This window comes from Catellatospora sichuanensis, from assembly GCF_007483665.1.
GTDB classification, from domain to species: domain Bacteria; phylum Actinomycetota; class Actinomycetes; order Mycobacteriales; family Micromonosporaceae; genus Catellatospora; species Catellatospora sichuanensis.
Window position 1 is genome coordinate 179,694 of sequence record NZ_ML660190.1, and the last position, 11,888, is coordinate 191,581.

General features: G+C 67.6%; 11 protein-coding genes. 8 read left to right on the top strand and 3 right to left on the bottom strand.

The window, feature by feature from the left end:
- Positions 1 to 51 precede the first annotated feature (51 nt).
- The 3 genes from FLL47_RS12680 to FLL47_RS12690 are packed head-to-tail and all read left to right on the top strand — an operon-like array spanning position 52 to position 3,622.
- Positions 52 to 1,248: a CaiB/BaiF CoA transferase family protein gene (locus tag FLL47_RS12680; RefSeq protein WP_144120692.1), complete on the top strand. Its 1,197-nt coding sequence runs from the start codon at positions 52 to 54 to the stop codon at positions 1,246 to 1,248.
- Positions 1,248 to 2,147, top strand: coding sequence for a cyclase family protein (locus tag FLL47_RS12685; protein ID WP_144120693.1), 900 nt, complete (start codon positions 1,248 to 1,250; stop codon positions 2,145 to 2,147). The genes FLL47_RS12680 and FLL47_RS12685 overlap by 1 nt, the downstream gene beginning before the upstream one ends.
- A complete protein-coding gene (locus FLL47_RS12690; RefSeq protein WP_144120694.1) occupies positions 2,144 to 3,622 on the top strand; it encodes an MmgE/PrpD family protein in 1,479 nt (492 codons plus the stop codon). Before FLL47_RS12685 ends, FLL47_RS12690 begins: the two co-directional genes overlap by 4 nt.
- A 157-nt stretch (positions 3,623 to 3,779) precedes the next feature.
- Here the strand turns inward: FLL47_RS12690 and FLL47_RS12695 are convergent, their stop codons facing one another.
- The 3 genes from FLL47_RS12695 to FLL47_RS12705 form a co-directional block, all read right to left on the bottom strand.
- A complete protein-coding gene (locus FLL47_RS12695; RefSeq protein WP_144120695.1) occupies positions 3,780 to 5,210 on the bottom strand; it encodes an alanine/glycine:cation symporter family protein in 1,431 nt (476 codons plus the stop codon).
- Positions 5,211 to 5,393: 183 nt separating this feature from the next.
- Complete coding sequence (locus FLL47_RS12700; protein ID WP_144120696.1) at positions 5,394 to 6,851, bottom strand: RICIN domain-containing protein; 1,458 nt, start codon at positions 6,849 to 6,851, stop codon at positions 5,394 to 5,396.
- Positions 6,852 to 7,173: 322 nt separating this feature from the next.
- Positions 7,174 to 8,757, bottom strand: a complete 1,584-nt coding sequence (locus FLL47_RS12705) for a recombinase family protein (RefSeq protein WP_186315694.1) — start codon at positions 8,755 to 8,757, stop codon at positions 7,174 to 7,176.
- A gap of 199 nt (positions 8,758 to 8,956) precedes the next feature.
- Here FLL47_RS12705 and FLL47_RS12710 point away from each other — a divergent pair, with 199 nt between their 5' ends.
- The 5 genes from FLL47_RS12710 (at position 8,957) to FLL47_RS12730 (ending at position 11,048) form a co-directional block, all read left to right on the top strand.
- Positions 8,957 to 9,202, top strand: coding sequence for a hypothetical protein (locus tag FLL47_RS12710; RefSeq protein WP_144120698.1), 246 nt, complete (start codon positions 8,957 to 8,959; stop codon positions 9,200 to 9,202).
- A gap of 299 nt (positions 9,203 to 9,501) precedes the next feature.
- Entirely contained in the window at positions 9,502 to 9,852 is a 351-nt protein-coding gene (locus FLL47_RS12715) for a histone-like nucleoid-structuring protein Lsr2 (RefSeq protein ID WP_144120699.1), read from the top strand.
- A 130-nt stretch (positions 9,853 to 9,982) separates the two neighbouring features.
- Positions 9,983 to 10,171 (top strand): hypothetical protein, encoded by a 189-nt coding sequence (locus FLL47_RS12720; RefSeq protein WP_144120700.1) that lies wholly within the window; start codon positions 9,983 to 9,985, stop codon positions 10,169 to 10,171.
- An 83-nt stretch (positions 10,172 to 10,254) separates the two neighbouring features.
- Entirely contained in the window at positions 10,255 to 10,545 is a 291-nt protein-coding gene (locus FLL47_RS12725; RefSeq protein WP_144120701.1) for a hypothetical protein, read from the top strand.
- 152 nt (positions 10,546 to 10,697) lie between these two features.
- Positions 10,698 to 11,048: a hypothetical protein gene (locus FLL47_RS12730; protein WP_144120702.1), complete on the top strand. Its 351-nt coding sequence runs from the start codon at positions 10,698 to 10,700 to the stop codon at positions 11,046 to 11,048.
- The last annotated feature ends 840 nt before the right edge of the window (positions 11,049 to 11,888 follow it).

Sequence of the window (11,888 nt, forward strand, 5' to 3'; positions counted from 1 at the left end):
CACACTGTAACGAGGTTTCCTTTTTGAGGGTAGGGCGTGTACGGTTCCCCCATGCCGCCCGCCGCCCTGTCCGGCGTCACCGTCGTCGACGCCGCGACCCTCTTCGCCGGACCCCTCGCCGCGACGATCCTCGGCGACTACGGCGCGGATGTGATCAAGATCGAGCACCCGGCCAAGGGCGACCCTTCCCGGGGACACGGCCCGTCCCGCGACGGCGTGCCGCTGTGGTGGACCATGCTGGGCCGCAACAAGCAGACGGTCACCCTCGACCTCGGCCGCGCCGAGGGGGCAGTGCTGGCCAAGCGCCTGCTGTCCGAAGCTGACGTGCTCATCGAGAACTTCCGGCCCGGCACGCTGGAGCGCTGGGGCCTGTCCCCCGAGGTGCTGCACGAGGTCAACCCGCGTCTGGTCATCGCCCGGGTCACCGCGTTCGGCCAGCACGGCCCGTACGCCCACCGGCCCGGCTTCGGCACGCTCGCCGAGGCGATGAGCGGCTTCGCGGCGATCACCGGCGCGCCCGACGGGCCGCCCACCCTGCCGCCGTTCGGACTGGCCGACGGCATCTCCGCGCTGACCTGCGCACAGGCCGTGATGACCGCGCTCTACCACCGCGACGCGCGCGGCGGCACCGGGCAGGTGATCGACCTGGCCATCGTCGAGCCGATGCTGACCGTGCTGGGCATGCAGGCCATGGCGTACGACCAGCTCGGGCTCGTGCAGCAGCGCACCGGCAACCGCTCGGTCAACAACGCGCCGCGCAACACGTACCGCACCCGCGACGGCCGGTGGGTGGCCGTGTCCACCAGCGCCCAGGCCATCGCCGAACGCGTCATGCACCTGGTCGGCCACCCCGAGGTCATCACCGAACCCTGGTTCGCCACCGGCGCGGGCCGCGCCGCCCACGCCGACGAACTGGACGCCCACGTCGGCGACTGGATCGCCCAGCGCGACCTGGACGAGGTGGCCAAGGCGTTCGACGAGGCCCAGGCCGCGGTCGCGCCGATCTACGACATCACCGACGTGTTCACCGACCCGCAGTTCACCGCCCTGGACTCGATCACCACGGTCGACGACCCGGTGCTCGGCCCGCTGCGGATGCCGAACGTGCTCTACCGCATGTCGCAGACGCCGGGCCGGATCGGCTGGACCGGACGGCCCCGCGGCGCGGACAACGACACCGTCTACCGCGAACGGCTCGGCCTGACCGAGGACGAGCTGACCGCACTGCGCGACACCGGAGTGATCTGATGCAGGGCCTCGACCAGGACCAGCACGCACTGCTGCCCGCACCCAGCGGGCGGCCGACGCCGACTGCCACCACCCGGAACGGCACCGCGACGCCGAGCAGGACCGTCACGCCGTGGGAGGCGCTGCGCGGGCGGCAGGTGATCGACCTGGCGCAGCCGATGCGGCGGGGCATGCCGCAGTCGCCCAACCATCCGCCGTTCCGGATGGCGCTGGAACGACGGCACGGCGACATGACGCGGCCCGACGGCGGGTCCGCCGCCAACGAGCTGATCGTCACCGGCGGCCACGTCGGCACGCACGTCGACGCGCTGTCGCACGTATCGCAGGACGGGCTGCTGCACGGCGGCCGACCGGCCGGCCCGCTGCAGTCCCACCTGGGCTTCAGCGACCTCGGCATCGACACGTTTCCGCCTTACCTGGGTCGCGCCGTGGTCCTCGACGTGGCCCGCGTGCACGGCGCCGACGTGCTGCCCGCCGGGTACGCGATCACGCCCGAAGACCTCGACCGGGCCGCGGCGGGCCTGACCCTGGCGCCCGGCGAGGTGATCCTCATCGGCACCGGCTGGTCCCGCCGCTGGTCCGAACACGACGCCTTCATCGGCTCCCGCGACGGCACCCCGGGTCCGGACGAGGCGGCCGCGCGCTGGCTCGCTGCCCACTCCCCCGCCGCCGTCGGCGCGGAGACCATCGCCTTCGAGCACATCCCCGCCGGGCGCGGCCACGCCGTGCTGCCCGCGCACCGGGTGCTGCTGGTCGAACACGGCGTACACATCATCGAGACGATGAACCTGGACCCGCTGCTGGCCACCGGCGCACGCGAGATCCTGCTCGTGCTCAACCCGCTGCCCCTGGTCGGCGCGACCGGCGCCCCGGTGCGCCCGCTGGCGGTGCTCGCATGACCGCCGGACGCGCCGTTCCGCGCGGTGCGGACGTGACCACCGGACCCGTCGCCGCGCCCGGCCCGGTCGGCGATTCCACTGGATCCGGCGCATCGACGACGTCCGCGAACACGGCGGTGGCCCGGCTCGCCGAGTTCGCCGTGGGCTGTCGTGACGCCGAGATCCCCGACGGTGTGCCCGAACGCATCCTCGACATCCTCGGGCTGGCGCTGGCCGCGCAGGACGATCCCGCGGTGCGGGCCGTGCTCGCGTCGGTACGGCGCTGGGGCGGCACGCCCGAGGCGACCGTGATCGGGGCGGGCGACCGGCTGCCCGCGCCCGCCGCGGCGCTGGTCAACGGGGTCATGGCGCACGCGCTCGACTTCGACGACACGCACCTGCCGTCCGTGCTGCACCCGAGCGCGAGCATCGTGCCCGCCGCGCTGGCCGCCGCCGAGGCCACCGGCGCGGACGGGCCCGCGCTGGTCCGCGCCGTCGCCGCCGGGATCGAGATCTGCAACCGGCTCGGCATGGCCGCGTACGACCGGGAGCTGCGCAACTCCGTCTTCTTCGAACGGGGCCTGCACGCCACCTCGATCTGCGGCACGATCGGCGGCGCCGCCGCCGCGGGACTGCTGTACGGGCTGGACGCGGGCGGCATCGGGCACGCCATGGGCATCGCGGCGTCCATGGGCGCGGGGCTGCTGGAGGCCAACCGCACCGGCGGCACGGTCAAGAAGACGCACTGCGGCTGGGCGGCGCACGCCGGGGTCAGCGCCGCCGTGTTCGCCGCCGACGGGCTCACCGGCCCGCCGACGGTGCTGGAGGGGCGGTTCGGCTTCTTCGCCGCGTACACCTCGGGGGTCTTCGACGCCGACGCCCTGCTCGGCGGGCTCGGTGAGCGGTGGGAGCTGTCGCGGACCGTCTACAAGCCCTACCCGACCAACCACTTCACCCATCCCGGCATCGACTGCGCCCTGGCACTGCGGGCGGCCGGGCTGCGCGCCGCCGACGTGGCGTCGGTGGAACTGGGGGTGGCCGCGCCGGTGCTGCGCACGATCGCCGAACCGGCCGCGGAGAAGGCACGGCCGCAGACGGCTTACCACGGGAAGTTCTCCGGGCCGTACACGGTCGCGGCGGCCCTGCTCGGTGGCAGCGGGCTGGGCGTGGGCACCGCCGACTTCCACGACCTCGACGAGGCGGTGCTCGCGCTGGCGGCGCGGGTGACCTGCGTGGCCGACGAACGCGCCACCGAGATCTTCCCGAACGCGTTCGCGGCCGTGTTGCGGGTGCGCACCACCGGCGGCGAACTGCTGGAGCACCGGGTCGACGCGTCGCGCGGCAGCGAGGCCCACCCGCTGAGCGCCGGCGACCTCGACCTGAAGTTCCGGCTGAACGCCGCGGCCCTGTCCACCGCGCAGGCCGCGGCGGTGTCAGCGGCCACGCGAGACCTTCGTCCCGCCGCCGAAATCCTGGCACTGACGCACCACCGCTGACCCCGCCCCGAGCTGTCCGCGCCAACTCCAGCGCTCGTCGCCGCCTCCCCGCATGATCGTCGAACTTGCCTGGCACATGGGCGAATCCGCGTGCAAGATACCCACAGGTGCCAGGCAAGTCGGGCGATCTCGGGTGCCACGACCGACGTTCGGGCGGCTAGGGCCAGACGTCGCCGACCAGTGGCCGGGGCAGGTGCGGGTTGCCGGTCGCGGTGAAGACGGGCTCCCGGCCGAGGCGGGCCGCCGCCTCGAAGTCGTCGAGCATCCCGAACGCCCACTTGCCGAGCAGCAGGATCGCGGTCAGGTTCACCAGCGCCATGAGCGCCATCGCGACGTCCGCGAGCGCCCACACCGGCTCCAGCGCCACCACCGAACCGATCGCGACCGCCACGAGGACCACGATCCGGAACGCCGTCTCCACGGCCGGGCTCGCGCGCAGGAAGTCCAGGTTGACCAGGGCGTACGACGAGTTGCCGAGGATCGACGAGAACGCGAAGACGGTGACCAGCACCGCCATCAGCCAGTTGCTCCAGCCGCCGAGCTGCGCCGCGACGGCCGCCTGGGTCAGTGACGCGCCGGTGTTCGCGCTGGCCTGGCCCGGCTGGTACACGTTCTCTCCGCCGAGCATGATGATGAACGCGGTCGCGGTGCAGATCAGGATGGTGTCGACGAAGACGCCCAGCGTCTGGATCAGGCCCTGCCGCGCGGGGTGGGTGGTGGTCGCGGTGGCCGCCGCGTTCGGGGCGCTGCCCATGCCGGCCTCGTTGGAGAACAGGCCGCGCTTGGCCCCGTTGAGCAGCGCCGCGCTCAGCCCGCCCGCGACGCCCGCCGCGGCCGGGTCCAGGCCGAACGCCGACTTCACGATGGTGGCGAGCATGCCCGGCACCTCGCCGAGGTTGAGCAGCACGATCAGCGCAGCCAGCAGCAGGTAGATCGCCGCCATGACGGGCACCACCAGCTCGGCGACGCGCGCGATGCGCCGGATGCCGCCGAACAGCACGGGCGCGGTCGCCAGCACCAGCACCAGTGCGATGCCCAGCTGGCGCTCGCTGGAGCGCAGGGTGCTGACCACGTCCGCGATCGTGTTGGCCTGCACCATGTTGAACGCGATGCCGAAGGTGAGGATCAGCAGCACGGCGAAGACCTTGCCCCAGGGCCGCGAGCCCAGCCCGCGCTGGATGTAGGTGGCGGGGCCGCCGCGGAACGCGCCGTCGGGTCCACGCACCTTGAACACCTGCGCGAGTGTCGCCTCCACGAACGCGGTCGCCATGCCGACCAGGCCGACGACCCACATCCAGAAGATCGCACCGGGCCCGCCGAGCGTCAGCGCGATGGCCACCCCGGCGATGTTGCCGGTGCCCACCCGCGAGGCCAGTCCCACGCAGAACGCCTGGAACGATGACACGCCGGTGTCCTCGCCGGAGCGCGACCCGCGCATCTCGGAGATCATCTTGGGGAAGAGCCGGAACTGCACGGCCCTGGTCCGCAGGGTGAAGTAGAGCCCCGCGCCGATGAGCAGGTAGACCAGCACGTAGTTCCAGAGGAACGCGCTGATCGGGTCGATCAGCGACTGCTGGATGAAGTCCACCGTGCACCCTCCGCCGACGCCAAGGTCTCGGTCGATTGTCAGCCCGCAGGACCGCGTAATACCCCCAAACAGCCGCATTCGCCATAAGCATGCTCGATCGGACGGAGCAAGGGCACCTTCGTCGGCTCGCTCACCGAGGCAGAAGGTGCCCTTCTCAACAGGACGTGCGCCCAGGCCCGGGGATCAGCGCCAGAACCAGACCTGGTTGGACTGCGGGCCGGAGCCGCACGTCCACAGGATGGTCGGGGTGCCGTTGGCCGTGCCCCAGGCGTCCGCGTCCAGGCACCTGCCCGACGCCGGGTTGACCATGTTGCCGTCCGCCTGCATGATCCACTGCTGCGCCGAGTTGTTCAGGCAGGTCCACAGGCGCACCTCGGCCCCGTCGGCGGTGCTCGCCCCCGCCACGTCCAGGCACTTGCCGGAGTTCGGGTTGACCAGCGTGTTGCCTACCGGCCGCCACTGCTGCGCCGGGTTGTTCAGGCAGTCCCACAGCTGGATCCTGGTGCCGTCGGCGGTACGCCCACCGGACACGTCCAGGCAGCGGCCCGAGACCGGGTTGACGATCGACCGCGCGGGCGTGCCCGCGCCGCGGATGAGGAACAGGTTGTCCGCGACGTTGAAGTTGTTCGCCAGGTAGGACCCGGCCGCCGGGCTGGTGCTGTAGTAGTCGTCGTGCCGGCAGTCCAGCCGCTGGTCGTGAGCCCGGTCGCCGCAGATGAAGCGCATCGGCGGGTGGTTCGGCTCGTCGGAGTAGCACATCACGTCCCACTCGTCGGTGCAGTGCGCGCCGCCGGAGGCGTTGGGGGCGTTGTTGTTCACCGCGCCGAGGTTGTGCCCCAGCTCGTGACTCGCCACCGCGGCCGTCCAGCAGCCGTTGTCGGACCGGCCGTACTCCGGGCCGAAATTGGACCGGTTGTCGTCGGTCTTGCGGGTGTCCCCGGCGAACCCGCCGATGCCGCAGTACACGTTCGCCTCGACCAGCATCACGTACTTGCGGTCGGTGCGCTGGTAGCCCTGCGCCCGCACCGCGTTGACGCTGGCCCCGAACTCGGCCAGGGCCGACTGGGCGACCTGCACCCGGCGCACCACGGGACGGCACGCGCCGCCGACGTTCTCGGTGACGAAGCGGATGTGCCGCTCGCCGCCGGTCTCCCGGGCACTCTCGTGGTAGATCACGTCCATGCCCTCGGCGAGGGTCCGGAACGTCTCCTTGTACTGCTCGTACCGGTTGGTGTTGCCGTGCACGTAGAGCACCTCGACGCGGCGGCCGGACACCCCGTCGCCCTCGCAGGCGGCGAGCGCCGCCGGAGCGGACAGGGCCTGCGTGGCGGGGATGCGCCGGTGCACGGCCAGCCCCGCGGGCGGGGCGTCCGGGCCGTGGGTGCACATGACCGGGGTGACCGCGACGACACGCATACCGCCGACGCAGGGGCCGGTCGTGTCGGCGGTCAGGCCTTTGTGGACCAGGCCGCGGTCGGGCTCGTCGGCGGGCAGCACGATCGGCTTGGCGTCCGCGCCGAACGCGCGGAACTCCGGCGCCGGATCAGCGGGGCGGGCGGTGGCCGAGCCGGTCAGCACCGTCGTCAGGAGCAGCAGCGTGGCGGCCGCGAGCGTACGGCCGCGGGGTGGTTGCAGAGCCATGGGCGTGGCTCCTCTCCGGAGGGAATGGAGCCCAGAAGCTATCCACGCCCCCTGGAGCAGGTCGACGATTTTCGATACTCGTAGGTGCGGTGCCCGATCGGCGCAGCCCGTCCCGGACGGTCCGGCGGCTGGACCCGCAGGCCCCCACCGGGTGAGGATGTGCGGCATCGGACGAGGAGGGACGGCCCCTGATGGCACGACTGCACCTGATCGGAAGCACCCACGAGTACGGGGACATACACATCGATAAAAAACAGGGCCCTGACCTGCGGAAACAGAAGAAGGCCCCCGGAGGGGCCTTCTGTGTCGCGTGGTGCCGGGGTCAGTTCATGCCGTGAGGCTCCCGCTTCGTGAGTGCGGGGTTACGGGTGAAGCTCCGCGCTTGCTCCCACTCCTTAAGCCACGTGGGCCATACGCGCCCGGTACGGTCCGTTAGCCGAACGTGGTCCATCGGATCGAACACGTAACCCTTGCCCACGGGCAAGATCCAAATCTCCGTAAACACATCGTTCAAAAGCTGACGCTCTTGCGTCAGGTCAAGATCACTCAGGGCCTCATCGATCTCCTCAAACGACGTGAGCCGCACGATACGTTGAGTGACCTCCTTGACATCGGCAAGCTTGTTGTCAATGTCTTCAAGCTCCCTGGAAAGCCTGGTGGAACTCCGCTCAAACACCGAGATGGGGATTCGCCCCTCATCGTGACTATCGATCAAGTCGTCTAGCCGCTTCTGGACAGCCTTACGCTGCTCGTTGAGCGCTTCAACGTCCACCGCCACGGCGGAAGCACCGAACGCAGCATCGAACACCTTCCGGTCCGTCAGGGCCCGACGAAGCATCTCCCGAACGAACTCATCCACCTTGTCACCGGGGATCTGAAGGTGAGACGACTCCCGGCAGATGTAACTAAGCCCGGTAGTGCGCCGATTACTCTTCATCGTGGTTCCGTCGTTGTGGACACCACACCGGTAGATGGCCGCCCCAAGGTGGCGTTTGTTGTTCCCTGCCTGTGACCTGGTGGAGGTCAGCACCGTACGGAGGGCCCGATACTCCGTCTCCGTCAGGATGCCTGTCCAGTTGCCCGGCAAAAGTTCACACTGCCAGGGGGCCTTCCTCTTGCGCCCCTCCGGGGTGAGGATCGAAACCGGCTGGTAGTACCGGAAGCCACCGAGGGCAGGGTTAAGCATCGCTTGCTTGACACCGAGCCAATCCCACTCGTTGCCTCGCCCGTTGCGGAGGGTCCGCGTATTCCACTCCCGCGCGACACCCGCCAGGGTGCCACCCTTCATGAGGTAGTCACAGGCCCACCGGATAGCCTCCGCTTGCTTCGCAACCTTTACGTAGGTCAGCGTTCCGTCAGCCTTGTTCCCGAACGTATAGCCGAACGCCTTATGCCCCTTCCGGGGAACCCCCTGCCTGGCGCGCTGGGCGGATGAAGACTTCATGCGCTCCGACATGCGCTCAACTTCACCACGGGCAATCGCCGCCTTGATACGGGCAGTCTCCCGGCCTCCGGCCGTACTGAGGTCATAGTCACTGTCACGGGTGAAGAACACCGGGACGTTACGAGCACTCAGGATATCGATGACGCTTTCTAGCTCCCGTGGCCGGCGCACGAACCGGTCAGAGCTACGGGCAATCACGATGAGGATTTTACCGGCCTTGATGTCCGCCATGAGACGATCAAACTCCGGGCGAGGCTTCCGCTCATCGCTCGCGGACCGGTCACGGTCGATGTACCACACAGGCTCGGGGAGTCCCCGACGCTTGGCCTCCGCTGACTCTTCCTCCATCTGAGCTTCCGCCGAGACGGAACCGAGGATGAACATGCTCACACGTGCGTACCCGGCAACTTGGCCGTAAAGGTACGCGGGGCGGTCCCCTGCCCAAAACTCTCTAGCTGACATGTGAGTGATCCTAACGTCTTGCTCATCGATAAAACAATGTGGCATTTAAACGAATGTGACGGACGGGACACCGGGCACGACCAGGGCGTTTAAACGCTCCGGGGGTCAAACCGTTTAAACGATGTTGACACCTGAAGCTTACATGTGTAACGTTGGACCTGTCAGCAAGGGATGACAACTCAACAGAGGGAGCACGGAAATGGCTCAGTTGTTTGCCTACCAGGTAGGCGAGGCCGTCACGGTTAACAACAGCTTCATTGACGGAGCCACCGGGGAGCTTCACCGCCGGTACGTCAAGGGCGTTGTCCGGAGCCGCCGGTGGGTCAAGGGTTACGGCGGGGTTCTGATCGCTGAGTACGTGGTTTACGGAGACGGCCCGTTCGGCGGGGTCCACTGGGCTACGGAGAACAAGGTGAAGGCCCGAGAGGCCCGAGTCAGCGCGTAACAGGAGGGGCCCCCACGGGGGCCCCTTTTCCAACACTTGAAGCTATCATTTGTAACATCACCCCAACCAGTGAAGCGGAGCAACGCTGAAATGTCCCGAACCATCAAGAGCACTGACAAGCGCGCCGTCAAGAGTGCGCGTAAGGCTGAGAAGAACACCCGCCGTATCCGCCAGGCCCTCAGCCGCGCCAACGGCCGTTGAGCGGTTAGCGTTTTGGGCTACGATCGTTTGCGGGTGCCTACTCTTTTGGTACAGTGTGGCCCGCGCAGCAATCGACCTAATGACGTAGGAGTGCCGGTATGGCTCGTGAAACGATTGTCCTCTACAAAGATGACCTCAACGGCGATGAGGGAGCGAAGACCATAAAATTTGGCCTTGACGGGGTCGCCTATGAGATTGACCTCGGTGAGAAGAACGAGGCCAAGCTCCGCAAGGTTCTCGCTGAGTTCGTGGGAGTCGCTACCCGTATCGGCCGGTACCACACCGGTTCGGCCGGCGGAAAGTCCACCGCTGAGCCCGTGGGCGACAAGCGCTCCAAGGAGCAGCAGCAGGCCATACGCGATTGGGCCAAACAGCAGGGTTACAGCGTGTCGGACCGGGGCCGTATCGCGGGGGATGTCGTGGCTGCGTTCGACGCGGCGCACAAGTAGGGAGACGGGGGCCCCACGGGGCCCCTTCTTTCTGCCCTGAAACTATTATCTGTAACCGCCTTGACAAGGGCACTGTTACAAACATAAGCTTCCTGTGTCAGCAAGATTGACAACTACACAGGGAGCGGCGATGAAGAAGCCAGAGGACATTCTCAAGGCTGCTGAGGCTCAGGGCCTCAAGGTCAAGAAGGTTCTTCACGGTTGGATGCTTTACCCGGTGGACGCGAGCAAGCGTCCTCAGTGGGTCAGCCGGAACTCAGAAGCCCGAGCGTTGCAGAACAGTGTTGCGGCAGCGCGTAAGGCAGGGGTTATCATCTAAGCGCAACAGAGGGGGCCCTACGGGGCCCCTTCTCCCGTTAGAGGGCAACAGGCCGTTTAAACGGGACAGAGGACAGGAGAACCATGGACTATCACGTTGTTTTTGAGTACACGACTACCGCCCCGGTCACGGAGGTTCAGATTGACAGGGCCGGTGGCCGGCTAGCTACCTACGGAGCCACGATCGCTCACGGCACCGACCGAATCGGGGTCACCGTTACCGGTGACTACCCCGATGCCCCCACGGCCCTTAGCGAGCTTTACAGCGCGGTTGGTGCTGCCTTCTGGTCTGTCGGTGCTGAGTCGATGGACTTTCACCATGCCACCGTTTACACGTCCCTTGCGTTCGACACGAGGGAGGTTGAGGCTGACTGACCGGAGACGCGACAGAGAGGGCCCCCACCAGGGGGCCCTACTTTTTTTGTCCCTCGGCTTGACAGCGTTTACACGCGAAGCTTATATTTGTAATGTCAGCAAGGGAGATCAGCCCGGACTGACGGGTTGATAACTACAGAGGGAGAATGGCAATGGGCCAGTTCGACGCGACCCGCTACGGCATCCAGCAGACGAACCCCATCACGGATGAGGTTGTGCGGATTCGGGAGAGCATCGACCACGGCAAGCCCGTTTGGCTCGCCAACCGGGACCTGGTGAAAATCACCCGCCTCCGGTTGATCAGTGACCGGGGCCTTGCCTGGTGGGATGTCTCCTACTGCTACGGGCAGATGCGGGACGGAACGCACGTCCGGGTGATCCTGCCCTACGGTCAGTTCCGCAAGGCGAACCTCAGCCGTCAGCTTGTGGATATGTGCAAGGCAGCCGGAAAGTACGGCAAGGCTCTGGACATCTTCAACGCGGTAAGCACGCTCAACGCCTAAAAAAGAGGGCCCCTCCGGGGGCCCTCTTTCATTTCTCCGCTCGGCGGAGTATGTCCTTGGGGTGGACGAACACGACCGGGCCTGTTGGCGGCTGAACGCCCGGATAGCCGTTGGTGCCACTGACACTCACGATGTCGCACGTCTCGCCGTTGAGGCCCTGAGCCTCACAGATGACGATCACCGTATCCCCGAGGGACACCCGTGCACCGTCGTACACGATCCAGTTAGAGGGAGCGCGCCACGCTCCCGCCTGCCACTGTGCGTTGCCGAACCTGCCACCCCGAGGACTGTCCACCGGTCACGTCTCCTGATCCCGGAGGCGGTCACGGATTGTCGTCAGTAGTGACGTGTCTGTCTCCGCCCAACCGCCGGAGGGAGTGAAATTCTTCCCCTCACAGCTCAGCCGCGCCCAGTCGGCCGAACGCGCCTTCTCGGGGTCTACCCCTAAGCGTCTCCATCGATTGAAGATCCGCAGCAACGTCGATCCCCTCCCCGGTGTTTGCCCTGGCAAAGGTGCGGCTGAGGGGCCCCGAGGTGCGCTCTAGGACCCCCCTGCCGCGTATCCGTCAGAGTAGACCGGTTAACCGGTCATGTCCATAACCGGGCAACCGCCTTACACTCTGTGGCATGAGCGAGCAAGGCCCCACGATCGACCGCTCTAGCGATCGACCCGCATGGAAGCAACTTGCGGACATAGTCCGGCAGCAGATCACTGAGCTTCCACCTTCGGGCCGGACACCCTGATCCCTGGCAGGATGGCCAGGAGGAAGGATGTCCTGGTGGCACGCCCTTCGCAGTACACCGAACAGTTCCGTAAGGATGCTGTGGCGCTGGTCCAAT